Genomic DNA, 23,344 nt, shown 5'->3' on the forward strand with positions numbered 1-23,344 from the left:
CGCATGAACAAGGGCAAGGACAAGAACAACCACCTCGCACTGGGGCTGGCGCTCGGCGTCTGCTTCGGCACCTCCTTCGGCCTGCTCATGAACAACCTGGCGCTCGGTGTGGCACTGGGCCTGTGCATGGGCGTCGCCTTCGGCGTGGCCACCGGCAAGAAGACCACCGACAAGGGCGAATAGCCGTCGCCGGAGGCCGTGCACCCGGCCTTCGCCCCCGGGCGGGGCCACCGCACCCCATGGCGACGGTGGCCTTCCGCCCGGGCCCCCTGGCCGGTCTGGCTTCCCTCACCCCTGGGCCGCGGAGTCCAGCAGCCAGTTGTAGCGCAGGCGCAGGGCGCGCTCCGTGCTGGCCGCCGCGGCGCCGAGCGCGAGCGCGGTGTTGAGCCACACGGGCAGGTGGACGGGCGAGGTGAACGTCCCGAAGCGCTCGGCCACGGGCGGCAGCTCGAAGGCCACCTCGACGAGCTGGGGGACGAGCAGCACCGCGGGAACGACGAGCAGGAGCAGTGAGAGGCCCCCGATCCAGCGGCTCAGCACGGGGTGCTCGCGCTCCAGGCGCGCGCGGCGCCCCTCGCCGGAGCGCGGGTCCGGAACGAGCTGGTGCTCGGTCCCCTCGTCGGTGACGTAGTGGCAGCGCCTGAGACCGAAGGCCGTCGCCGCCACCTCGATCACCCCGCCCCGCACGGGGAAGACGGCGGGGAGCCGGGACTCGGCGTGGTGCCTGCCGTCGAGGTACAGGTCGGCCCTGCCCTTGCCGTCCTCCGAGAAGAACCGCTGCGTGTGGTTGACGTGGACGGCGTAGACCGTCCGCCGACCGTCGGCGTCGCCCAGCGTGAGATAGAACAGGGCACGGGAGATCAGCTGCCACCAGCGGAAGGGCTTCAGCGCACGCCCGTCCCCCGGCCCGACCCGCCGCACGCCCCGACGCCGACGCCGTTCCTCGAACATCTCGGGCTCCCTGTCGCCTCGTGGACCGCCGTTCCCTGCTTCGAACCTAGACCGGGGCAAGTCCGTGACTGAGTGTCACGGATCATGTGTTGCCCGTGCGGTCCGCACGGGTCGGACATGACAGATGTCATGCGGTGGGGGAGCGCGACCGCGCCGGCCCGCGCCCGGTACGAACCCGTGCGTCCACGGGCTTGCATCTCAAGCCGCTTGAGGTACCACAGTGGCTCCCATGCACGACCACGAGCTGTACCCCATCGGAGACGCCGCGCGCCGCAGCGGCCTGAGCGTCAGCGCCGTCCGCTTCTACGCCGACGCCGGAGTCGTCGAGCCCGCGCGCCTGACCGGAGCGGGCCACCGCCTCTACGACATCGACACCATCGCCCGCCTGGAACTCGTCCGCACCCTGCGCGAGTTGGACACCGACCTGGAGGAGATCCGCCGGCTGCTCGCGGGCGGCACGACCCTGCACGACCTGCTCACCACCCACCTGGAGGTGGTCGAGCGCCAGGAGCGCACCCTGCGGGCCAGGAGGGCGGTGCTGCGGACCCTGATCAGGCAGGGCGCCACGACCGCGCGGGCCGACCTGATGCACAAGCTCGTCTCGATGACCGACGAGGAGCGCGAGCAGGTCATCGACGACTTCTGGAACGACGTCGGTGCGGGCCTCGACGTCCCCGAGGGCTTCGTCGACCGGCTGCGCGAGATGCGCCCGGTCCTGCCCGCGGACCCCACGGCCGTCCAACTGGAGGCGTGGATCGAGCTGGCCGACCTGGTGCGGGACCCGGAGTTCCGCGAGGCGGTCCGCACCTACCTGCGCGACACCTACTCCACGGACGTGGGCAGGAGCATCGCCAGCCCGCGGTTCCAGGACTTCATGTACGGGAGCGGGACCGAGCTCATGAAGGAGGTCCTGGCCGCGCATCGCGACGGCGAGTCCCCCCGCTCCCCCCGGGCCCAGGAGGCCATCACGCGCTTCATGGAGGAGGCCGCGGGGGTGTCCGACACCCAGCTCACCCGCGAGGGCCGAGACCGGATGGCCGAGGCGTTCCGGCAGATCCCCGACATCGAGCGCCAGATCGCCGAGGAGGACGCCGCCTCCGAGGACCCCGTCTACGACGACACCCACGGCCGGTACCTGACCCTGGTGGCGGCGGTCAACGGAACCCCGCCCGAGGAGGACACGCTGCCCTACTCCTGGATCGCCGACGCCATGCGCGCCCCGACCGCCGACTCCTGAGCACCGCACCGCCCCGGGCGTGCGGCCCGGGGCGGTGTCCCCACGTGTCAAGGAAGGCCGCGATCACCGCGCCCCGGCCCAGGACGGCGCGCGGGAGCCCCGCGCCGTCCCCGGCGGACCGGGCGCTCCGGGGCGCGCGAGGCGGCCCCGGAGCGCCCCTGTCCAATGCCGGAGGCCGTGGACGCCGGGGTCACAGCGCGTGGCCGCCGGCGACCTGCAGAACCTGACCGGTGACCCAGCGGGCCTGGTGGGAGGCCAGGTACACCACCGCGTCGGCGATGTCCTCCGGCTCGCCCACCCTGCCCATCGGCACGATCCCCTCCGCCCGGGCGAGCACGTCCTCGTCCATCCAGCCGGTCTGGACGGGACCCGGAGCGACGGCGTTCACGCGTATGCCGCGCGCCGCCAGCTCCAGCGCGGTGGACCTGGTGACCGCCTCCAGCGCCGCCTTGGACGTGCCGTAGCCGGTCTGGCCGGGAAAGGCCCGTGCGGCGTCGGTCGTGACGTTGACGACGCACAACGGCTCCCTTCCCCGGCGCAGCCGCGCCGCCTCGGCGATGAGGACGGCGGGGGCGATGGCGTTCACCCGGTAGTGGCGCTCCAGGGACGCGTGGGTCAGCGTGTCAACGGTGTCGGGCGTCTCGCAGTGGGCGGCGTTGTTGACCAGGACGTTGACCGCGCCCGCCCGGTCCGCGACCTCACGCGCCAGCCGGACCGCTCCGTCCGGCTCGGACAGGTCGGCGCTGACGGCGAAGGAGCCGTTGCCGAGTTCCTCCGCGAGCGCGGCCGCCGCCTCCGCCGCGGGAGTGATGTGCGCCCAGGCGGTACCCGCGGGCGAGGGCGGGTCCTGGTCGAGGTGGTGGATCGCCACCCGTGCCCCCTGGGCGGCGAAGGCGCGGCTGATCGCCGCACCGATGTTGCCGGATCCTCCGGTGACCAGGACGGTCTGGTCGGCCAGGCGGGTATCGATCATGGTTTCTCCTCCGTGGTTGTTCCGTCGGCCGGACTCGTGGAAGGCGGGCGCGAACGCCCGCCCCGCGAGCAGGAGGGCCGCGGACGGGACAGGAGGCGAACCACGGACGAGGCGGAGAGGACCGCGCGCGAGAGACGGGGAGACAGGGAACGAACACCAGCGTCCTGATCCGAGGCAGGTCTCACCCCACGGGGCTGTACGCCGCGCACATGGGGACCGGAACTCTCAGGAACGCATGCGGGCATGGTACACACCCACGGGGTCAGAGCAGGGGCCGCAGCTCGTCCTGGCACCAGGCGGCCAGGGTGGTCGGCGTCGTGGTCGCCGCGGTACGGGGCTGCTCGGGGGTGAAGCCCTCCCGCAGCCCGGTGGACATGCCCATGACCGCCTCGACGGAGCCGGGCCCCAGACCCGCGCCCGCGAGCACCCCGCGCATGCGCTCGTCGGGAACGCGTTCGGCACGCACACGGCGCCCCGTCACCTCGGTGACCACGGCCGCGGCCCGCTCCCAGCTCAGGTCGGCGGGACCGTGCACGGCCCGCACGGTCCGGCCCGCCAGGCCGGGGTTGAGTAGCAGGCCCACGGCCGTGTCGGCGATGTCGCGCGGCGCCACCCAGGGCATCGGACGGTCCACGGGCAGCACCACCGAGACGGTGCCGGAGCGGATGCCGTCCAGTTCCATCAGCAGGTTGGTGAAGAAGAAGCCGCACCGCAGGTGCGCCACGGTCGCGCCGGTCTCCTCCAGAAGCTGCTCGGTGCGGGCCAGCCCGTCGATCTCCCCGGCCCCGTGACGCCTCTCCGCGCCGACGCTGCTCTGGAAGACGACCCGGGAGATCCCGTTGGCGGTGACGGCGCGGGCGGCGTGCGCGCCCATCCGGGCGTGCTCGGCGACCGGGTCCTCGGCCGGGACCGGCGGGCTCACCCAGTACAGCGCGTCCACGCCCGCGGTCGCGGCCAGGACCGCGTCCGGATCGCGCTGGTCCACGGCCACCGGGTCGACCCAGTCGGCCAGCGCCGGGTCCAACCGGGCCGGGTCGCGCAGCAGTACGCGCGGGCGCACGCCCGCGCGGACCAGGCCGCCCACCACGTGGCGGCCGACGTTGCCGGTGGGTGTGGTCACGGCGATACGCATGACGGACTCCTCGTGCTCGACACCAGTGCTCCCACGCTAGGGAGGAAAGCGGTCGGTTTCCGGCCACAACTTCCGCTTTCCGTTCCCTCGGCGGCACGAATGTCCGGTACCTTCCGAGGGCGGCGCCCGCCCACGGCGGTCCGCCGCACCCGGGAGCCCCGGGGCGGGAACGCCGACGGGCGGCCTCCGCCACCGGCGGTGATTCGCGCCACAACGGCCACCGGGGAGCCCACCGCGCCGCGAACGCCTCCACCCCTTCCCACCAGGAAGGACAGGGCTTCTCACCGCGGCCGCGCGCTCCGGGTGAGCCGACTGTTTCCCGCGTGTTACGGCTGGACACCTCCAGGCAACGCGGGCTCCCTACCTTCGGTTTCGTCAGCAGCCGTCGAGCAGGAAGGCACGGCCGTGGCCTCACAGACTGGCCCGCGCGCACCGCGCACCGGTAAGAGCTGGATCTCCGCCTGGGACCCCGAGGACGAAGGGTTCTGGAACGGCGGCGGACGACGCGTGGCCCGCCGCAACCTGTGGGCCTCCATCGCCTCCGAGCACATCGGCTTCTCGGTGTGGAGCATCTGGTCGGTACTCGTGCTCTTCATGATCCCCGAGCACGGCTTCTCCACCACCCCCGAGCAGAAGTTCCTGCTCCTGTCGGTGGTCACCCTGGTCGGCGCGATCCTGCGCGTGCCCTACACCCTGGCCGTGCCCGCCTTCGGCGGACGCAACTGGACGGTCATCTCCACCCTGACCCTGGCCGTGCCCACCGTCGCCGCCTTCTTCCTGGTCCGCGACCCCGACACCCCCTTCTGGCTGCTGCTGGTCCTGGCCGCCACCGCGGGCGTGGGCGGCGGCAACTTCTCCTCCTCCATGGCCAACATCAACTCCTACTTCCCCGAACGGGAGAAGGGCTGGGCGCTGGGCCTGAACGCGGGCGGCGGCAACATCGGCGTGGCCACCGTCCAACTCGTGGGCCTGGCCGTCATCGCCCTGTTCACCACCTCCGCCGGGTACCTGGTCCCGCTGTTCTACGCGCCGCTGATCCTGCTGGCCGCCTGGTGGTCGTACCGGTCCATGAACAACCTGGTCCACGTGCGCAACGACGTCTCCGCGCAGCTGTCGGCCGTCCGCGACCGCCACTTCTGGATCATGTCGCTGCTGTACGTGGGCACCTTCGGCTCCTTCATCGGCACCGGTTTCGCCTTCGGCCTGCTGCTGCAGTCCCAGTTCGGGCTGGCGCCCGTGCAGTCCGCCGCGATCGCCGTGCTCGGCCCGGTCATCGGCTCCCTGATCCGCCCCGTGGGCGGCAGGATGGCCGACTCCCTGGGCGGGGCCCGCGTCACCCTGTGGGTCTTCCTGGCCATGGCCGCCTGCGCCGCCGTCCTGGTGCTCTCCGTCCAGGCCGCCCAGCTGGCCCTGTTCATCGGCGCGTTCGCGGTGATGTTCGTCCTCACCGGCCTGGGCAACGGCTCCACCTACAAGATGATCCCCTCGCTGTACGCCGCCCGCGCCGAGGACGCCGTCGCCGCCGGGGAACCCCGGGAACAGGCCCTGGCCCGCACCAAGCGCGTGGCCTCCTCCGTGCTCGGCCTCATCGGCGCGGTCGGCGCCCTGGGCGGGGTGGGCGTCAACATCGCCTTCCGCGAGTCCTTCGCCGCCACCGGCTCCACCGCCCCGGCCTTCGTCGTCTTCGGCGCCTTCTACCTGGCGTGCGCCGCCGTCACCTGGGCCGTCTACCTGCGCCGCCCCGCCGCCTCCCCGGCCGGCGCCGCCAGCGTGGAGAGCGCCGACCGATGACCACCACGCACTGCCCCTACTGCGCGCTCCAGTGCGCCATGCACCTGGAGCCCGGCCCCGACGGGCGCCTGGCCGCCCGCCCCGCGCCCTTTCCCACCAACCGCGGCGGACTGTGCCGCAAGGGCTGGACCTCCGCCGAGGTCCTCACCGTCCCCGACCGGCTCACCCGCCCCCTGGTGCGCAAGGACCGCGGCGCCGATCTGGTCGAGACCGACTGGGACACCGCCCTGGACCACGTCGCCGAACGCCTGCTGGCCCTGCGCGCCGAGTCCGGACCCGACACCGTCGCGGTCTTCGGCAGCGGTGGCCTGACCAACGAGAAGTCCTACACCCTGGGCAAGTTCGCCCGCCTGGCCCTGGGCACCTCCCAGATCGACTACAACGGCCGGTTCTGCATGTCCTCGGCCGCCGCCGGGGGCACGCGGGCCTTCGGCCTGGACCGCGGGATGCCCTTCCCGCTGACCGACGTCGGCGAGGCCGAGGTGGTCCTGCTGGCCGGGGCCAACCCGGCCGAGACCATGCCGCCGATGATGGGCCACCTGTCCGCGCCCACCCTCATCGTCATCGACCCCCGCCGCTCGGCCACCGCCCAGGTCGCGCTCTCGGGCGGCGGCATGCACCTGTCGCCCCGCCCCGGCACCGACCTGGCCCTGGCCCTGGGGCTGCTGCACGCCGCCCGTATCCAGGGCTGGTGCGACGAGGAGTTCCTCGCCGAGCGCACCACCGGGTTCGAGGCCGCCTGGGAGCACGCCGCCGCCTGGTGGCCCGAGCGCACCGAACAGGTCACCGGCGTCCCGGCCGCCCGCATCCGCGCCGCCGCCGACCTGCTGGGCCGGGCCGCCCGCAACCGCTCCGCCTACGTCCTGACCGGACGCGGCGCCGAACAGCACGCCAAGGGCACCGACACCGTCTCGGCCTGGATCAACCTGGCCCTGGCGCTGGGCCTGCCCGGCCGCCGGGGCTCGGGGTACGGGTGCATCACCGGCCAGGGCAACGGCCAGGGCGGGCGCGAACACGGCCAGAAGGCCGACCAGCTCCCCGGCTACCGCAGGATCGACGACCCCGCCGCCCGCGCCCACGTGGCCGGGGTGTGGGGCGTGGACCCCGACACCCTGCCCGGCCCGGGCCGCTCGGCCTTCGAACTCCTCGACGCCCTGGGCAGCGGCGGCGGACCGCGCGCCATGCTGCTGTTCGGATCCAACCCCGTCGTCTCGGCCCCCGACACCGCGCGCGTGCGCGCCCGCCTGGCCTCCCTGGACCTGCTGGTGGCCGCCGACTTCGTGCTCTCCGAGACCGCCGCCATGGCCGACGTCGTGCTGCCCGTGGCCCAGTGGGCCGAGGAGAGCGGCACCATGACCAACCTGGAGGGGCGCGTCCTGCGCCGGACCCGGGCCGCCGCCCCGCCCGAGGGGGTGCGCACCGACCTGGAGGTGCTCTCCGCGCTGGCGGTGCGCCTGGGACAGCCCGCCGACCGCTTCCCCGCCGACCCCGACGCCGTCCTGGCCGAACTGGGCCGGGCCTCGGCCGGGGGAGCCGCCGACTACTCCGGCGTCACCCCCGAGCGGCTGGCCTCGGGCGAGGCCCTGCACTGGCCCGTGCGCGCACAGGAGCCGCCCACGCCCCGGCTGTTCCTGGACGCCTTCGCCCACCCCGACGGGCGCGCCCGCCTCGTCCCGGTCTCCCATCGGCCGCCCGCCGAGGACACCGACGCCGACTACCCCCTCGTGGCGACCACCGGACGGCTGATGGGCCACTACCAGTCCGGCGCCCAGACCCGCCGCGTCGGCGAACTGCACCGGGCCGAACCGGAGGCGTACGTGGAGGTGCACCCCGACACCGCCGCGCGCGCCGGGCTCGCCGCGGGCGACTGGGCCCGCGTCACCTCCCGGCGCGGCCACACGCGCGCCCGGGTGCGGCTGGCGCCCACCGCCCGCCTGGACACGGTGTTCCTGCCCTTCCACTACGCGGGCGCCCAGTCCGCCAACAACCTGACGAACCCGGCGTTGGACCCCACCAGCCGCATGCCCGAGTTCAAGGTGAGCGCGGTGCGGCTGGAACCCGAGGACACGCACACACCAGGAGGCAGCAGTTGAGCACCGTGCAGGGCGCGTCCCCGCGTCAGATCGTGGTCGTGGGCAACGGGATGGTCGGCGCCCGCTTCGCCGAGGAGACCGCACGCCTGGACCCGACCGGAGAACGGGTCCACGTGAGCGTGGTCGGCACCGAGCACCACCCCGCCTACAACCGGGTCCTGCTCTCGGGCGTGGTCGCCGGGGACTACACCCCCGAACAGATCCGCCTGCCCGTCCCCGACACCCCGGGCGTCACCGTGCGCACCGGCACCACCGCCACCGCCCTGGACACCGAGCGGCGCACCGTCACCCTGGACGACGGCAGCGCGCTGGACTACGACGAACTCGTCCTGGCCACCGGGGCGCGCGCCTCCTTCCCCCCGGTCACCGGCGTGGCCGGACCCGACGGCGCCCCCGGCGACGGGGTGACGGCCCTGCGCGACCTGGACGACTGCCGGAGGCTGCTCGCCCTGGCCCGCCCGGGCGCCCCCGTGGTGGTCCTGGGCGGGGGCGTCCTGGGCCTGGAGGCCGCCCGCGGCCTGGTCGGACGCGGCATGCGCGTGTCGGTGGTGGAGTCCTCGCCCTGGATCATGCGCCGCCAGATCGACCAGCCCGCCGCGCGCATCCTGGCCGAACGCTACGCCACCTTGGGCGTGACCGTGCACTCCTGGCGGGTGGCCGCACGCTGGGTTCCGGGCACCGGCCTGGAACTGGACGACGGCCGCGTGCTGCCCGGCGACGCCCTGGTGGTCACCGCCGGGGTGCGCGGCAACATCGAACTGGCCAAGGACGCCGGTATCGAGGTCGAGCACGGCGTCATCGTGGACGACCGCCTGGCGACCTCCGACGCCCGCGTGCACGCCATCGGCGACTGCGCCCAGCACCCCGGCGGCGGCGCCGGACTCATCCAGCCCGGCTGGGAGCAGGCCGCCGTGCTCGCCCGGCGCCTGACCGGCGCCGCGCCGCACGCCCTCTACTCCGGGGCCAGGCCGCTGACCCGGCTCAAGGCGGAGGGGATCGAGCTGACCGCGTTCGGGCGGGTGCACGAGGAGGACGCCGACGACCTGGAGACGGTGACCATCAGCGACCCCTACGGCGGCCGCTACGCCAAGCTGTCGGTGCGCGAGGAGAAGGTGGTGGGCGCGGTGCTGCTCGGCTTCCCCGAGGCCGCCGCGACCCTGGCCCAGCTCTACGACACGGGCGCCCCGGTGCCCGCCGACCGCCTGGCGCTGCTCCAGGGGCTGCCGACCGCCGCCGCGGAGGAGGCCGACGGCGCGGCCGCCGAGGCGCTGGTGTGCCGGTGCAACGCCGTCAGCCGCACCGAGATCGAACAGGCCTGGCTGGACGGGGCGCGCACCCGCGAGGCCATCGCCGACCGGACCCGGGCCACGACGGGCTGCGGGGGGTGCGTGCGGGACGTGCGGGCACTGCTGTCGGGGATGCAGGGCCAGGCCACCGCCGGGGTCTGACCCCGGGGGAGAGGCGGCCCCGCGACCGCTCCGGGGGCCCGGCCAGAAGGCTGGTCCGCCCCCGGGAAGGCCGGGCGCGCCTGTCCCGGGCAGGCGGGGCCGGGCGGAGCGTCCGGCCCCGTGGCGGGCGGGAAGGGAGGGCCGGGTCGTCGCCGCGCCGGAGCCGGGAGCCGACTACTGGCCCCGACGGCCGTCGACGCGCTCGCGCAGAAGGTCGGCGTGCCCGTTGTGGCGGGCGTACTCCTCCACCATGTGCACCAAGACCTCACGCAGGTCCCACACCCGGTCGTTGTAGGGGTCGGTCCAGGTGGGGCCCTCCAGGCCGGGGGCGCGGGCCACGAACGCGTCGGTGTGGGCGCACTCGGCCCGCCACGTCGCCCAGGCCTCCTCCACCACGGCCGGATCGGCCACCGCACCGTCGAAGTCCCCGTCGGGTTCGCTCGCGCTGGCGTAGAGCAGGGGCGCCTGCTCGCGGCTGCGCCCGCCCAGGCGGCACCGGAACCAGGCCCGTTCCACCTCCGACATGTGCCGCACCAGCCCCAGCAGGGACATGGTGGAGGGCGGCACCGAACGGCGGGTCAGCGCGTCGGCGTCCAGACCCGAGCACTTCAGCTCCAGGGTCGTGCGCTGCAGGTGCAGGAACTCGACCAGCACGGCGCGTTCGCCGACGGGGCGGGGGCGGCCCTCGCGGGGGTCCTCGTCCGGGGCCAGGAACATGTCCGCGCGCTGTGTGCTCATAGGGGGGAGCATCATCCACCCGCCCCCGGTACGCAACGGGTTTTTCCGCCCCGCCCGGCCACCGTCGGGGCTTCGGGGGCTCCGGCTGATCGGGGGTGCGAATCCGGTCGGGCGCGGACGGGGGAGAGGCCTTTGGCGGTGGGCGTACGCCGGGGTCAGCGCAGCGCGAGGACCGTGCACAGGAGCGCGACCAGGGAGGCCAGGGTGCGCACGTTGTTCCAGCGCACCCACACCGGCTCGAAGGCGGCGCGCACGGCGGCCGGGTCCGCGATCCGCTCGGCCGGACCCTGCCGGTCCAGGACGTTGTTGCGCGGGACGTTGACCGCGAAGGTGGACACCAGGGCCACCACCAGACAGAGCAGCGCCGCCCCCGACCACACAGCGGAGGCGGTCGCGCCGACGCTGGCGTGGAGCACGGCGCAGGCCAGCACCGCCACCGGGGCGCCGATGAAGACCACGGCGAAGAACGGATTGAGGATGGCGACGTTGATCCCCTGCATCGCCTCGATCATCGCCCGGTCCCCGGACCTGCGCAGACCCGGCATCACCGCGATCGAGAACGCGAAGAACAACCCGGCGAACAGACCGGTCGCCACCACGGCGAACACCGGAACGACCACGTGCACCATCTCCGCCACGCCACACCCCGGATTCTGTTGTCCTGCCCGCGTGTTATGGGCGGATTCTACGTGCCGTGCGGAGCGTCCACGGCACTCCCGTCCCTTGCGTAGCGGGCGGCACCACCGGTCCGTCCCGCTCGCCTTCCCCTGGCTCCCGACGTGACCAAAACGCTGGCCGGACCAGGTCCGGGCTCGCGCAGGGAACTCCGGGTCAGCCGTGCCACTCGCAGAAGAGCACCGTGGCGTCGTCGCCGAACCTGCCGTGGTGGTACTCCAGCACCGCGTGCACCAGGCGCCGCAGCGTCTCGGGAACCGGCATGTTGTCGGCCTGGTGGCGGATGACGAAGTCCACGAACCGCTCCACGCCGAACTCGCGCCCCTGGGAGTCGCGCGCCTCGATGATGCCGTCGGTGTACAGCAGCAGCCGGTCGCCGGGTTCGAGCTGTTCGCGGCACACCGTCACCGGCAGCCCCAGGTCCATCCCCAACGGGTGGGAGGGCTCGCACTCCAGGTCGCGGACCTCCTCGCCCCGGATGAGCACCGGCGGCAGGTGCCCGCAGTTGACCCAGTACAGCTCCCCGGTGGCCATGTTCAGCTCGGCCAGGATCGCGGTGGCGAAGCGGGTGCGCACGAACTCCTGGATCAGGGTGTTCTCCACCCCCCGGCAGACGTCGGCCAGCGGGGTGCCCTTGCGGCGCTCGTTGCGAAAGGCCCCCACGGCCAGGTTCGCGATGAGCCCGGCGGCGGTGTCGTGGCCCATGGCGTCGAACATCGCCAGGTGGGCGGTCTCCCCGTCCAGGGCGTAGTCGAAGGAGTCCCCGGCGTTGTCGTAGGCGGGTTCGGTGGCGGCCGAGATCGTCACCCGCGAGTCGGCGAAGGTGCCCGGCGGCATGAGCGTCCACTGCATCTCCGCCGAGACCGACATGGACTTGGTGCGGATCAGCCGGGCGTAGGCGTCGCTGTTGGAGCGCTTGGCGATGACCAGCAGCGCCACCATGGAGGCCAGGTCGCGCATCGCCGAGCGGTCGGGGTCGCCCGGGTAGCTCACGTGCAGCACGCCCAGGCGCTCTGCGCCGTCCAGGACCGGCACCCAGTAGCGCTGTTCGTCCTCCATCCGCACGGTCACACCCGTGACGTAGGCCTGACCGGCCGGGGAGTCGTCCACCAGCAGGTCCTCACCGCCCCGGTGGGCGTCGATGCCCTCTCCCGTGACCTCGCGCAGGACCTGCTGCTGGTGGTCGGCCAGATAGATGCGCGCCTGGGAGAGCCCGGCGCCGTCGGCCTTCTTGGCCACGAGCGCGGGTAGCTCCTCGAAGGTGGCCAGGTGTCCGGCCCGCACGAGGGAGACCATCAGCTCGTTGGACGCGTGTTGCACCGACATGGCAGCACCCCGGAATCCGGCACGACAGCCGTTCGTCTCACGAATCCCTACCCGCCGTGCCATCTTTCGACCAGAAAATACATCTTCGCACGTGAGAGCCCGGCCGAACAGGCCACGGCCCCCACCGAAACCTCCCTCGCGGCGCACGGTCCGAAACCGCTTCCCCCCTCGGGAAGGGGGCTGACCCCGCGCCCGCTCACCGGTCGGCGGTGCGTTCCGCGTGTTCCTCCGCCGCGCGGGCGTCCGGCGCGTGGGGGACGGCGTCCGCGAGGGCGAGTTCGGGGGACGTGCGCTCCGCGGGCCGCGGACGCCCTTCGGCGGGGCCGGCCTCCTCCCGCGCCCGCGGGCCGTCGAGTGAGCGGAACACCGGGGCGACCAGGGCGGCGACCGCCGTGACGCCCGCCAGCACGGCGAGGACGGCTCCGGCCACGGGCAGCCCGGCCGCGGTGGCCACCGCCGCGAGCGGGGCGCTGGTGAGGGCGGGCGCGGCGAGCATGACCGTGTTCTGCGCCCCCAGGACCCGGCCGCGCATGTGGTCCGGGGTGGCCTCGACGGTCAGAACGCCGAGCACCGCCGAGGCCGGTGCGAAGGTCAGCCCGACCAGGGCCGCGGCGCCCAGCACCAGCCACGGGGAGGCCATGGTGCCGACCGCGCCGAACCCGACCAGGGTGCCGCTCATGCCGAGGACGAACCAGCTGCGGCGGCGGACCCGTCCGGCGGTGGCGGCGTAGAGCGCGGATCCGGCGATGCTGCCCGCCGCGAGCGCGCTCAGCGTCAGCCCGGTGAGTCCGGGAAGCCCCTGACCGGTGAAGTAGGCGGGCATAAGGGTGGTCTGCAGCGAACTCAGGACGGCGACGAGCACCGCGCTGATCAGGGTGGTGCCGAGCAGGAGCCGGGTGCGGCCCAGGAACCGCCACCCGTCCAGCAGGTCGGTCACCGCCCGGCGCACCGGGCCGCCGACGGCGGCCGCACCGGAGGCGTCGGCGGTCCCGGCCGGGTCGGGGCGCCGCCGGACGACCCGACCGGCCCGCGGGTCGAGCAGCAGGGTCATGACCGCGGCGAGCAGGCTCGTGGCGGCGGTCACCAGCAGCAGCGCCGAGGACAGCCCGAGCAGTCCCACGAGCAGCCCGCCCAGGCCGGGACCGGCCAGCAGCAGGACGTTGCCCATGGTCTCGCGGGTGGCGATCATCCGGTCCAGCCTCCCCTGCCCGGCGGCCCCAGACCGCCCGCGCCGACCGCCTCGCCCGCCCGGCCGGTCGGCTCCGAGCCGGGCCAGGGCGGGCAGCAGCGTCTCCTGAGCCGTCATCCCGGGCACGCGGATCACCGCCCCCACGACGGCCAGGGCCAGGAACCAGCCCATGTTCAGTCCCCACAGGGCGTCGACGACCGGCAGCGCCGCCACCGACAGGGCGGCGAGCAGGTCGGAGACCACCGAGACCCGGCGGCGGTCGATCCGGTCCACGATCAGACCGCAGACGAGCCCGGCCAGGGCGGAGGCCGCCGTGGACGCGGTCGCGAGTACGCCCGCCGCCAGGACGTCGCCGGTACGGTCCAGGACGAGCAGCGGCATCACGACGCCGGCGATGCCCTTGCCCAACAGGGACAGCCCGTACGAGGCGAAGTAGACCGTGGCGCTGCGGCGCATGACCGTCCGGCCTCCCATCGGTGTTCGGGTCGGGTGGTGCCGTTCCCCCCGGCCCGTGCCGGGAACGCGGGGTGAACCGTGTCCCAGCAAAGGCTGTGCCGTCGCGGCACACTCAAGCCCCCGATCCTGTGGCGTGGGCCACTCCGCCGGGGAGGAGCCGACCGGACCGGACGCACGAAGAGGGCCCGCGCCCGGTGTGAACCCGGACGCGGGCCCTGGTCGGGACCGCGACGCGCCGTCTACCCCTGACCGGCCCGGTGGGCCTTGTCCAGGGCGGACAGCACCACCTCCACGGACTGGGCCCCCGAGATGCCGACGGCGCGGTCCATGACGAAGAAGGGCACCCCGGTCGCGCCCAACCGGCGGGCCAGGGCGATGTCCTCGCGCACGTCCTCGGCGTGCTCTGTGCTCTCCAGCACCCGCCGCACCTCCTGGGGCTCCAGACCGGCCTCGGCCGCCACCTCCACCAGGGCGGCGGTGTCGCTGAGGTCGCGGGCCTCCACCAGCTGGGCGCGCATGAACCGCTCCTGCGCCCGGGCCTCCAGACCGCGGGTCCGGGCCAGGTGGATCAGGCGGTGGACGTCGAAGGTGTTGACCATGACCCCGCCCGCGAAGTCGTAGTCCAGACCCTCCTCGGCGGCCACCCGCGTGACCTGCTCGGTCATCGTCCGCACCTGCTCGCGGGGCGCCCCCATCTTGCGCGAGAGCGAGTCGTAGACCGGCTCGCTCACACCCGGCGGGAAGGAGGGGTCCAGCTGGAAGCTGCGCCAGCGCACCCGGACCCGGTCGGCGTGCTCGAACAGCTCCAGCGCCCTCTCCAGGCGCCGCTTGCCGATGTAGCACCACGGACAGACGACGTCGGACCACACCTCGACCTGCACAGGCCCACCCCCCACTCACCCACACGTTCCCCAGGCGCCTTTGCCGCTCCGGCTCCGGCTCCGGCTCCGAGCCACCCTAGCCGGGACCCGGTACCGGCGGCGGCGCCCGGCCCCCGCCGCCCCACGGCACGACCCCTAACCGTCGAGGCCCCGGTCCGCCAGCGCCCAGCCGGGCAGCTCCTCGGTGCGCTCGGCCCACTCGGCGGGAACCCGGCCCCCGGGCAGCCCCGCACCCAGGATCCCCGCCACGATCGCGCAGGTGGTGTCCATGTCCCCGCCCGGCGCGACGGCCGCCCACATCGCCGAGGCGAAACTCCCCCCGCCCGCACGCGCCCCCGACAGGACCCCGCCGTGCCGGGCCGCCACCCACAGCGTGAACGGCACCGTGTCCAACGCGCTGACCCGGGAGCCGTTGCCCAGCTCGGCGGCGGCCCCCAGCGGGTCGGCGGTCACCAGCAGCCGGCGGGCGGCGCCCACCGCCTCGCGCACGCGCCCCGGGCGCAGACACCCGGCCACCCCGTCCAGGAAGGGCCCGGGCCCCATCGGCTCGCGCCGTGCCACCAGCGCGGCGGCCACCGCCACCGCGACCGCGCCGTCCACCGCCTCGGGGTGGGTGTGGGTCACCCGCGCGCTCACCGCCGCCTCCCGGGCGGCCCGGCCCGGGTCGTCGGCGTACCAGGCGCCCAGCGGGGCCACCCGCATCGCCGCCCCGTTGCCGAAGGAACCCGACCCCCCGAACAGCTCAGCGGCCAGCGTCCGCCAGTCCCCGCCCTCGCGCACCTGCCGCAGCAGCCGCCCGGTGGCCGGGCCGTAACCGCGGTCGAAGTCGTGGTGGCGGGCGAAGGAGTCCGCCAGCCGGTCGGGGTCCACCCCTTCGCCGCGCACCGCCTCCGCGTGCACCGACGCCGCCATCTCGGTGTCGTCCGTCCACTGCCACGGCCCCGGCGGCAGCTCCCGCTCCTCGAAGAAGCGCCGGTTGTCCGGAACGAAGAACTGGGAGCCGAAGGCGTCGCCCACGGCCAGGGCGGACAGGCAGGACAGGGCGCGCGCGGGGCGCGGGGAGGTGAACGTGTGCATCGGCGCCCATCCTGACCGAGCCGGGGACCGCTGTCCACACCCCGGCCTCGCGCCGCCGGACCCGCGCCGCGCCCCCGGTGTGACCAACCACCCACATAGGGCCCGCCCGGCGCCCACCCTGGCGCTTCACCCCGCATCACGCATCCGCCACCTGCGGTGGCAGCACATCGAAACAAGCGCGACACATACGGCTGACCGTCGGGAAACACCCGGGAGGTTGCCTGAAACCTGTCCGACCCCGCAGCAGGAGGAGCCCATGGAAGAACTCGTCGTCATCGGCAACGGCATGGTCGGCCACCGCCTCGTCGAGGCCCTGCGCGACCGCGACACCGCCGGGCACTGGCACATCACCGTCGTGGGCGAGGAGCCCCGCACCGCCTACGACCGGGTGGCCCTGTCCTCCTACTTCGACGGCGCCAGCGCCCAGGACCTGTCCCTGGGCGACCTGAGCGGACCCCACGTGGACGTGCACGTCAACGAACGCGCCGTGGACGTGGACCGCGCCAACCGCACCGTCACCACGGCGAGCGGACGCGTCCTGGCCTACGACCGGCTCGTCCTGGCCACCGGCTCCACACCCTTCGTGCCGCCCGTGCCCGGCCACGACCTGCCCGGCTGCCACGTCTACCGCACCATCGAGGACCTGGACGCCATCACCGCCTCCGCGCGCGGCGCCAGCACCGGCGTGGTCGTGGGCGGCGGCCTGCTGGGGCTGGAGGCCGCCAACGCCCTGCGCCTGCTGGGCGTGCGGGCGCACGTGGTCGAACTCGCCCCCCACCTGATGCCCGCACAGATCGACGAGGGCGCTGGAGGCCTGCTGCGCACCCTGATCACCGACCTGGGCGTGCGGGTCCACACCGGTTCGGCCTCCACCGCCGTGGAAGCCGGCCCCGACGGCCGCGTGGCCCGCCTGAGACTGGGCGAGGGCTCCCTGGACGCCGACCTGGTCGTGTTCTCCGTGGGCATCCGCCCCCGCGACGACCTGGCCCGCACGATCGGCCTGGAGGTGGGCGAGCGCGGCGGCATCGTCGTCGACGACACCTGCACCACCAGCGACGCCCACATCCACGCCGTGGGCGAGGCCGCCAACCACCGCGGCACCGTCTACGGCCTCATCGCCCCCGGCAACGCCATGGCCGAGGTCGTCGCCGACCGGCTCGTGGGCGGCCGGGCCACCTTCACCGGCGCCGACACCTCCACCAAGCTCAAGCTCATGGGCGTGGACGTGGCCAGCTTCGGCGACGCCCACGGCCGCACCCCCGGCGCCCTGGACGTGGTCGTCAACGACGCCGCCAGCGGCCGCTACGCCAAGCTCGTGGTCTCCGACGACGCCACCACGCTGCTCGGCGGCGTCCTGGTCGGCGACGCCTCGGCCTACGCCACCCTGCGCCCCCTGGTCGGCTCACCCCTGCCCGGCGACCCCTTGTCGCTCATCACCCCCGAGGGCGCCGCCCTGGGCGCCGACGCCCTGCCCGACACCGCCCAGATCTGCTCGTGCAACGCCGTCACCAAGGGCGAGCTGACCGAGGCCATCTCCTGCGGCAACCACGACGTGCCCGCGCTCAAGGCCTGCACCAAGGCGGGCACCAGCTGCGGCTCGTGCGTGCCCATGCTCAAGCAGATCCTCGCCCAGGCCGGCATCGAGCAGTCCAAGGCCCTGTGCGAGCACTTCCCCCAGTCGCGCGCCGAACTGGTCGAGATCGTGCGCGCCACCGGCACCACCACCTTCTCCGGTCTCATCGCCGCACACGGCACCGGGCACGGCTGCGACGTGTGCAAGCCCGCGGTGGCCTCCATCCTGGCCTCCCTGGGCAACGGGCACATCCTGGAGGGCGAACAGGCCACCCTGCAGGACACCAACGACCGCTACCTGGCCAACATGCAGCGCAACGGCACCTACTCGGTCGTGCCGCGCATCCCCGGCGGCGAGATCACCCCCGACAAGCTCATCGTCATCGGCGAGGTCGCACGCGACTTCAACCTCTACACCAAGATCACCGGCGGCCAGCGCATCGACCTGTTCGGCGCCCGCCTCGAACAGCTGCCCGTCATCTGGAAGCGGCTGGTCGACGCCGGGTTCGAGTCCGGACACGCCTACGGCAAGTCCCTGCGCACCGTCAAGTCGTGCGTGGGCACCACCTGGTGCCGCTTCGGCGTCCAGGACTCGGTGGGCCTGGCCATCCGCCTGGAGGAGCGCTACCGGGGCCTGCGCTCACCCCACAAGCTCAAGGCCGCCGTCTCCGGGTGCGCCCGCGAGTGCGCCGAGGCCCGCGGCAAGGACTTCGGCGTCATCGCCACCGACAAGGGCTGGAACCTGTACGTGGGCGGCAACGGCGGCTTCACCCCCCGCCACGCCGAACTCCTGGCCTCGGACCTGGACGAGGACACCCTCATCCGCTACGTCGACCGGTTCCTGATGTTCTACGTGCGCACCGCCGACCGCCTCCAGCGCACCGCCCCCTGGATCGAGTCCCTGGACGGCGGCCTGGACCACCTGCGCGACGTCGTCGTCGACGACTCCCTGGGCATCGCCGCCGAACTGGAGGAGGCCATGGCCCGCCACGTCGACGCCTACGGCGACGAATGGGCCGCGGTCCTGGCCGACCCCGACAAGCTCGCGCGCTTCGTCTCCTTCGCCAACGCCCCCGACACCCCCGACCCCACCATCAGCTTCACCACCACCCGCGACCAGCCGGTCCCCACCGCTCCCGTCAGCCTGGGCATGCCCGCCCGCCGACCCCAGGAGGCCACCCGATGACCGTCACCACCCCAGCCCAGCCCACCACCTGGATCGACGCCTGCGCCCCGGCGGGCCTGCGCGTGGAGGACGGGGTGGCCGTGCTGCTCCCCGACGGCCGCCAGGTCGCCGTGTTCCGCACCCGCGACCAGCACCTGTACGCCGTCGACAACATCGACCCCTACACCGGCGCCGCCGTCATCTCGCGCGGCATCGTCGGCGACCGCGCGGGCGAGCCCACCGTCGCCTCGCCCATGCTCAAGAACGTCTTCTCCCTGCGCACCGGCCAGAGCCTGGACGACGAACACGTGCGCCTGACCACCTGGCCCGTGCGCCAGACCGACACCGCCGTGCAGATCGGCGCGCCCGCCCAGGAGGGCACACCGTGAACACCTCCCTGGACGACGACACCGCGGCCCCGCCCGCCCGCCGCCCGGCCGAACCCGCCACCACCGCGCCCCTGGCCGGGTTCACCGTCGCCGTCACCGCCGCCCGCCGCGCCGAGGAGATCAGCGCCCTGCTGCGCCGCAAGGGCGCCCAGGTCCTAGCCGCTCCGGCCCTGCGCATCGTGCCCCTCAGCGACGACCAGCGCCTGGCCGCGGTCTCCGAACAGCTCGCCCGCCGCCCCGCCGACGTCGTCGTGGCCACCACCGGCATCGGCTTCCGCGGCTGGGTGGAGGCCTGCGAGACCTGGGGCACCGTCGACCCGCTCCTGGCGAGCCTGCGCACCTCGCGCCTGCTGGCCCGCGGCCCCAAGGCCAAGGGCGCCATCCGCGCCGCAGGACTCACCGAGGAGTGGTCGCCGCCCTCGGAGTCCTCCGCCGAGGTCCTGGACTACCTGCTCGCCCGGGGCGTGCGGGGGCTGCGCGTGGCCATCCAGCTGCACGGCGAACCCCTGCCCGACTTCACCGCCGCGCTGCGCCTGGCCGGAGCCGACGTCGTCGAGGTCCCCGTCTACCGCTGGACCCTGCCCGAGGACACCGCGCCCCTGGACCGCCTCATCGAGGCCGTCACCAGCGGGGGAGTGGACGCGGTCACCTTCACCAGCGCCCCGGCCGCGGCGGGGCTGCTGTCCCGCGCCCACACCACCGGCCACCAGGCCGCCCTGGTCCGGGCCCTGCGCGGCGACGTCCTGGCCATGTGCGTGGGAGCGGTCACCGCACGCCCCCTGATGGCCCACGACATCCCCACCGTGTGGCCCCAGCGCGCCCGCGTGGGCGCCCAGGTCCGCGCGCTCGCCGAGGAGCTGCCCGCACGCTTTCCGACCCTGTCCGTGGCCGGACACCGCCTGCGCCTGCGCGGCCACGCCGTCCTGGTCGACGGCACCGTGCGCACCCTCTCGCCCACCCTGATGCGGGTGCTGCGCGAGCTGGCGCGCAGGCCCGGCCAGGTCCTGGACCGCACCCGCCTGCTCACCTGCCTGGGCGAGGACGCCGACGCCCACGCCGTGGAGACGGCCGTGGCCCGGCTGCGCACCGCGCTGGGCGACCCCAGGATCATCCAGACCGTGGTCAAACGCGGCTACCGGCTGGCCCTGGACCCGCCCGAGCGCGCCCTCTGACGAGCACACCGGCCCACCCGACCGAGGGAAAGGAAGAAGCGGACCACCGGCCCCGGCCGTCCGCGCCACGCGATGCACCGACACCCCACCCTGCTGCTGGCCGTCCACGGCACCCGCGACCCCCACGGCACCGCCGTGGCCCACTCCCTGGCCCTGCGCGTGGCCGAGGTGACGGGCCGAACCACCCGCCTGGCCTTCGCCGACGTGCTCGCGCCCAGCGTCGGCGAGGTCGCCGCCCGCACCCCGGGGCCGCTGGTGGTCGTGCCCGCGTTCCTGGCCTCGGGCTACCACGTGCGCACCGACATCCCCCACCAGCTCGCCCGCGCCGGACGCGCCGACGCCGTCATCACCCCCGCCCTGGGCGGGCACCCCGCGGTCCTGGACACCGCCGTGCGCCGCCTGGTCGGGGCCGGGTACCGGCCCGGGGACGCCGTCGTGCTGGCCTGCGCCGGGACCTCCGACCCCTTCGCGGGCGCCGAACTGGAACAGGCGGCCCAGCGCATGTCCCAGCGCCTGGGCACCCCCGTGGAACTGGGGTTCATCGCCACCGGCGAACCCACCGTGGCCCAGCGGGTGGCCCGCCTGCGCGAGCGGGGGCACCGCAGGGTGGCCGTGGCCAGCTGGCTGCTGGCGCCGGGGCTCTTCCACGACCGCCTGGCCGGGGCGGGCGCGGACGTGGTGGCGCGCCCCCTGTGCCCGGACCCGGCCCTGGCCCACGCCGTGGCCGCGCGCTACGACCAGGCCGCCATCGCCCAGCCCGTCTGACCCCGGGGGTGCGCCACCGGCGCGGGGGAGAGGCGCCCCCAGCCCGGCCTGGCCCGCCCGCGCTGCCCGGGCATGGCCACAACCGGCCGCCGGGTGCGCCGGGCCGCCGGACGGGGAAGACCACCCGTGGGTTCCCCACCCATCCCGGTCCGCACCGCCCCGAGGACGGCCATGCCCGCAGTACCCGCCCCACTGCTCGACTTCCACCACCCCGCCAGCGACCGGGCCGTCGGCGCCCTGTTCGGCGCCCCGGCCGCCGCCGCCCTGGTCGGCGCCCCACCCTCCCTGACCGCGCGCACCACCGGCCCCGGCACCGCCCACGCACGCCTGGTCCGCGCCGCGCTCACCGACCTGGCCGGACCCGACCAGCCGCCCCGACCCCCCGAGAACCCCGTCGAGCGCGCCTGGGCCGCGGCGCTGCGCACCGCCGCCCGCACCGCGGCCCTGCCCTCCTCCGCACCCGCCCTGGAGCACACCACCGCCGACGACCCCCTGGGCGCCTCCTGGCGTGCCCTCACACGCACCCGCCGCCCCGCCGAGGACCCCGCCCGCGGCTCCTTCGCCTGCACCCACCTGGTCGACTCCGTCTGGTCGGCCTACGCCGCCGCCGGGGACCGGGCCGCCCTGTACACCGGCACCCTGGCCACCGCCCTGTGGGGCGCCTCCGCCCTGCCCCTGCACGCCCTGCGCCGCCTGTCCGAGACCACCGACCCCCACACCCTGACCACCACCGCCCTGACCACCGCCCGCGGCCCCCACCCCACCCTGTGGCCCGAGCACCCCGTCCTGGTCGCCGAACCCCGCCGCCTGCCGCCCTTCGCCGTCCCCCACCCCCTGGACCCGGGCGTCCTGCTGGGCAACCTCGACCACCTGCGCGCCCACCCCGACACCGTGGACGCCGCGGTCTCGCTGTGCCGCACCCACCCCAGCGACGCGCCCCACCTGCCCCCAGCCGACTGGGTACGGGTGTGGCTGCACGACCGCAGGGGCGCCAACTCCCACCCGCACTTCACCCTGGACGAGGCCGCCGCCGCGGTCGCGGCCCTGCGCGCGGAGGGCAAACGCGTCCTGCTGCACTGCTGGGCGGGCGCCTCGCGCACCCCGGCCGTGGCCACCCGCTACGCCGTCACCGCCCTGGGCGCCCCCGTCCTGCCCACCCTGACCGCCATGATCCGCACCGTGGGCGGGCACCTGGACAACCCCAGCCTGTCCAGAGCCGTCGCCCGGCTCAGCGGCGTGGACCTGCCCGACCCGGCCGCCACCCTCTTCCCCGAGGGCGTGCCGCCCCGGCGCCCCGAACTGCCCGAACCCCACATCACCGGGTGACGGACACCACCGACCCCTGAGGTGACAAGTTCCACAAACCCTCCCTTTCCGGTACCGTTACCCTCGCGTTACCCCTAGGATCTGCGCCCAGAACCCCGCGCACCACCCGGCGGCCCGCTCCAGGCGCCGCGCCCTCCCGCGACCCGGGGCGCCGCGCCACCCGCGCACCCTGCCACGGCAACCGCGCGCCCCACCCCGGAGCACCCGCGCCGCCACGCCCTGTTCCCGTTCGAAGGACTATCCGTCGTGGGCACACACCAGCCCCAGAACCCGCCGGCCGAAGAAGAGGCCACCGGCGCCGACGCGCCCGTGGGTCCCCGCGTGGCCGCCAAGCGCTCCCGCCGCAAGCGCACCCTGATCCTGGCCTCGGCCACCGGGGCCGCACTGCTGGTGGGCGGCACCGCCGCCGCGGCCGTCATCGCCACCGGCGCCGACCCGGGCAGCGCCACCAACGCCGCGGGCGTTCCCCAGGCCGACCCGGACCCGCTGGTCGCCGACGACGCCACGCCCAACGCCGGGCAGGAGCAGCAGCAGCTCGCCGAGGAGGCCGTCAGCTCCGCCACCCAGCGCTCCAGCACCGACGCCTCCGACATCCTCGAAGAGCCCGAGGAGGAGGAGACCGAGGAGGCCGAGGAGCCCGCCGCCGACACCGGCTCCGAAACCGAGTCCACCGGCCAGGGCGGCTCCTGCCAGGCCTCCTACTACGGGGCCGACTTCGCCGGACGCACCACCGCCAACGGCGAGACGTTCGACCCCAACGCCATGACCGCCGCGCACAAGACCCTGCCCTTCGGCACCCAGGTCCAGGTCACCAACCCGAGCAGCGGCGCCTCCGTGACCGTGCGCATCAACGACCGCGGCCCCTACGTCGACGGACGCTGCCTGGACCTGTCCACCGCGGCCTTCGACCAGATCATCGGCACCGGAGCCGGTGTGGGCCAGGTCGACTGGCAGGTCGTGGGGTAACACCCTCCACCCGCACGCGTGC

Annotated in this window: 20 protein-coding genes; 11 read left to right on the forward strand and 9 right to left on the reverse strand. The window is 74.7% G+C overall.

Going from position 1 to position 23,344, the window contains the following annotated elements:
• The first annotated feature begins 3 nt into the window (after nt 1–3).
• Complete coding sequence (locus ACSTA4_RS15585) at nt 4–183, forward strand: hypothetical protein (RefSeq protein WP_444959894.1); 180 nt, start codon at nt 4–6, stop codon at nt 181–183.
• 105 nt (nt 184–288) lie between these two features.
• On the opposite strand, the gene ACSTA4_RS15590 is transcribed toward ACSTA4_RS15585, so the two are convergent.
• A complete protein-coding gene (locus tag ACSTA4_RS15590; protein ID WP_444959895.1) occupies nt 289–951 on the reverse strand; it encodes a hypothetical protein in 663 nt (220 codons plus the stop codon).
• Between the two features lie 229 nt (nt 952–1,180).
• Here ACSTA4_RS15590 and ACSTA4_RS15595 point away from each other — a divergent pair, with 229 nt between their 5' ends.
• On the forward strand, nt 1,181–2,188 hold the full coding sequence (locus ACSTA4_RS15595; RefSeq protein WP_444959896.1) for a MerR family transcriptional regulator: 1,008 nt from the start codon (nt 1,181–1,183) through the stop codon (nt 2,186–2,188).
• Nucleotides 2,189–2,378: 190 nt separating this feature from the next.
• Here ACSTA4_RS15595 and ACSTA4_RS15600 read toward each other — a convergent pair whose 3' ends face one another.
• Together ACSTA4_RS15600 and ACSTA4_RS15605 are read right to left on the reverse strand one after the other, a co-directional pair.
• On the reverse strand, nt 2,379–3,161 hold the full coding sequence (locus ACSTA4_RS15600; RefSeq protein ID WP_444959897.1) for an SDR family NAD(P)-dependent oxidoreductase: 783 nt from the start codon (nt 3,159–3,161) through the stop codon (nt 2,379–2,381).
• 262 nt (nt 3,162–3,423) lie between these two features.
• The gene (locus ACSTA4_RS15605; protein ID WP_444959898.1) at nt 3,424–4,293 is read right to left on the reverse strand and encodes an NmrA family NAD(P)-binding protein; all 870 of its coding nucleotides are present in this window, start codon (nt 4,291–4,293) and stop codon (nt 3,424–3,426) included.
• 405 nt (nt 4,294–4,698) lie between these two features.
• On the opposite strand from ACSTA4_RS15605, the gene ACSTA4_RS15610 reads away from it, so the two are divergent.
• Genes ACSTA4_RS15610 through ACSTA4_RS15620 form a run of 3 tightly spaced genes read left to right on the forward strand, consistent with a single transcriptional unit; the run spans nt 4,699 to nt 9,625 of the window.
• Nucleotides 4,699–6,084 (forward strand): MFS transporter, encoded by a 1,386-nt coding sequence (locus ACSTA4_RS15610; RefSeq protein WP_444959899.1) that lies wholly within the window; start codon nt 4,699–4,701, stop codon nt 6,082–6,084.
• Nucleotides 6,081–8,177 (forward strand): molybdopterin oxidoreductase family protein, encoded by a 2,097-nt coding sequence (locus ACSTA4_RS15615; RefSeq protein ID WP_444959900.1) that lies wholly within the window; start codon nt 6,081–6,083, stop codon nt 8,175–8,177. Before ACSTA4_RS15610 ends, ACSTA4_RS15615 begins: the two co-directional genes overlap by 4 nt.
• Nucleotides 8,174–9,625, forward strand: coding sequence for an FAD-dependent oxidoreductase (locus ACSTA4_RS15620; RefSeq protein ID WP_444959901.1), 1,452 nt, complete (start codon nt 8,174–8,176; stop codon nt 9,623–9,625). The genes ACSTA4_RS15615 and ACSTA4_RS15620 overlap by 4 nt, the downstream gene beginning before the upstream one ends.
• A gap of 174 nt (nt 9,626–9,799) precedes the next feature.
• Here the strand turns inward: ACSTA4_RS15620 and ACSTA4_RS15625 are convergent, their stop codons facing one another.
• The 6 genes from ACSTA4_RS15625 to ACSTA4_RS15650 form a co-directional block, all read right to left on the reverse strand.
• Nucleotides 9,800–10,363 carry a DinB family protein gene (locus ACSTA4_RS15625; RefSeq protein WP_444959902.1) on the reverse strand — a complete coding sequence of 188 codons (564 nt, stop codon included), beginning with the start codon at nt 10,361–10,363 and terminating at the stop codon, nt 9,800–9,802.
• Nucleotides 10,364–10,518: 155 nt separating this feature from the next.
• Nucleotides 10,519–11,001 carry an anthrone oxygenase family protein gene (locus ACSTA4_RS15630; RefSeq protein ID WP_444959903.1) on the reverse strand — a complete coding sequence of 161 codons (483 nt, stop codon included), beginning with the start codon at nt 10,999–11,001 and terminating at the stop codon, nt 10,519–10,521.
• Between the two features lie 193 nt (nt 11,002–11,194).
• A complete protein-coding gene (locus ACSTA4_RS15635) occupies nt 11,195–12,364 on the reverse strand; it encodes a PP2C family protein-serine/threonine phosphatase (RefSeq protein WP_444959904.1) in 1,170 nt (389 codons plus the stop codon).
• Nucleotides 12,365–12,560: 196 nt separating this feature from the next.
• Complete coding sequence (locus ACSTA4_RS15640; RefSeq protein ID WP_444959905.1) at nt 12,561–14,009, reverse strand: MFS transporter; 1,449 nt, start codon at nt 14,007–14,009, stop codon at nt 12,561–12,563.
• Between the two features lie 239 nt (nt 14,010–14,248).
• On the reverse strand, nt 14,249–14,890 hold the full coding sequence (locus ACSTA4_RS15645; protein WP_444959906.1) for a DsbA family oxidoreductase: 642 nt from the start codon (nt 14,888–14,890) through the stop codon (nt 14,249–14,251).
• A 135-nt stretch (nt 14,891–15,025) separates the two neighbouring features.
• The gene (locus ACSTA4_RS15650; RefSeq protein WP_444959907.1) at nt 15,026–15,967 is read right to left on the reverse strand and encodes an ADP-ribosylglycohydrolase family protein; all 942 of its coding nucleotides are present in this window, start codon (nt 15,965–15,967) and stop codon (nt 15,026–15,028) included.
• Between the two features lie 256 nt (nt 15,968–16,223).
• Here ACSTA4_RS15650 and nirB point away from each other — a divergent pair, with 256 nt between their 5' ends.
• The 6 genes from nirB (at nt 16,224) to ACSTA4_RS15680 (ending at nt 23,322) form a co-directional block, all read left to right on the forward strand.
• Nucleotides 16,224–18,725, forward strand: coding sequence for a nitrite reductase large subunit NirB (gene nirB / locus ACSTA4_RS15655; protein ID WP_444959908.1), 2,502 nt, complete (start codon nt 16,224–16,226; stop codon nt 18,723–18,725).
• Nucleotides 18,722–19,093, forward strand: coding sequence for a nitrite reductase small subunit NirD (gene nirD, locus ACSTA4_RS15660; protein WP_212639753.1), 372 nt, complete (start codon nt 18,722–18,724; stop codon nt 19,091–19,093). The genes nirB and nirD overlap by 4 nt, the downstream gene beginning before the upstream one ends.
• Entirely contained in the window at nt 19,090–20,265 is a 1,176-nt protein-coding gene (locus ACSTA4_RS15665; protein WP_444959909.1) for a uroporphyrinogen-III synthase, read from the forward strand. Before nirD ends, ACSTA4_RS15665 begins: the two co-directional genes overlap by 4 nt.
• Nucleotides 20,266–20,337: 72 nt before the next feature.
• Nucleotides 20,338–21,030, forward strand: coding sequence for a sirohydrochlorin chelatase (locus ACSTA4_RS15670; protein WP_444959910.1), 693 nt, complete (start codon nt 20,338–20,340; stop codon nt 21,028–21,030).
• A 171-nt stretch (nt 21,031–21,201) separates the two neighbouring features.
• Nucleotides 21,202–22,356, forward strand: a complete 1,155-nt coding sequence (locus tag ACSTA4_RS15675; protein WP_444959911.1) for a protein phosphatase — start codon at nt 21,202–21,204, stop codon at nt 22,354–22,356.
• Nucleotides 22,357–22,602: 246 nt separating this feature from the next.
• Nucleotides 22,603–23,322, forward strand: a complete 720-nt coding sequence (locus ACSTA4_RS15680; RefSeq protein WP_444959912.1) for a septal ring lytic transglycosylase RlpA family protein — start codon at nt 22,603–22,605, stop codon at nt 23,320–23,322.
• The last annotated feature ends 22 nt before the right edge of the window (nt 23,323–23,344 follow it).

The organism is Nocardiopsis sp. M1B1, from assembly GCF_052466615.1.

Coding starts and splice junctions, on each gene's coding strand:
- ACSTA4_RS15640 (WP_444959905.1), bottom strand. CDS start 14,009: ATGCGCCGCAGCGCCACGGTCTACTTCGCCTCGTACGGGCTGTCCCTG.
- ACSTA4_RS15600 (WP_444959897.1), bottom strand. CDS start 3,161: ATGATCGATACCCGCCTGGCCGACCAGACCGTCCTGGTCACCGGAGGA.
- ACSTA4_RS15585 (WP_444959894.1), top strand. CDS start 4: ATGAACAAGGGCAAGGACAAGAACAACCACCTCGCACTGGGGCTGGCG.
- ACSTA4_RS15615 (WP_444959900.1), top strand. CDS start 6,081: ATGACCACCACGCACTGCCCCTACTGCGCGCTCCAGTGCGCCATGCAC.
- nirD (WP_212639753.1), top strand. CDS start 18,722: ATGACCGTCACCACCCCAGCCCAGCCCACCACCTGGATCGACGCCTGC.
- ACSTA4_RS15590 (WP_444959895.1), bottom strand. CDS start 951: ATGTTCGAGGAACGGCGTCGGCGTCGGGGCGTGCGGCGGGTCGGGCCG.
- ACSTA4_RS15625 (WP_444959902.1), bottom strand. CDS start 10,363: ATGAGCACACAGCGCGCGGACATGTTCCTGGCCCCGGACGAGGACCCC.
- ACSTA4_RS15650 (WP_444959907.1), bottom strand. CDS start 15,967: ATGCACACGTTCACCTCCCCGCGCCCCGCGCGCGCCCTGTCCTGCCTG.
- ACSTA4_RS15675 (WP_444959911.1), top strand. CDS start 21,202: ATGCCCGCAGTACCCGCCCCACTGCTCGACTTCCACCACCCCGCCAGC.
- ACSTA4_RS15635 (WP_444959904.1), bottom strand. CDS start 12,364: ATGTCGGTGCAACACGCGTCCAACGAGCTGATGGTCTCCCTCGTGCGG.
- ACSTA4_RS15595 (WP_444959896.1), top strand. CDS start 1,181: ATGCACGACCACGAGCTGTACCCCATCGGAGACGCCGCGCGCCGCAGC.
- ACSTA4_RS15605 (WP_444959898.1), bottom strand. CDS start 4,293: ATGCGTATCGCCGTGACCACACCCACCGGCAACGTCGGCCGCCACGTG.
- ACSTA4_RS15670 (WP_444959910.1), top strand. CDS start 20,338: ATGCACCGACACCCCACCCTGCTGCTGGCCGTCCACGGCACCCGCGAC.
- nirB (WP_444959908.1), top strand. CDS start 16,224: ATGGAAGAACTCGTCGTCATCGGCAACGGCATGGTCGGCCACCGCCTC.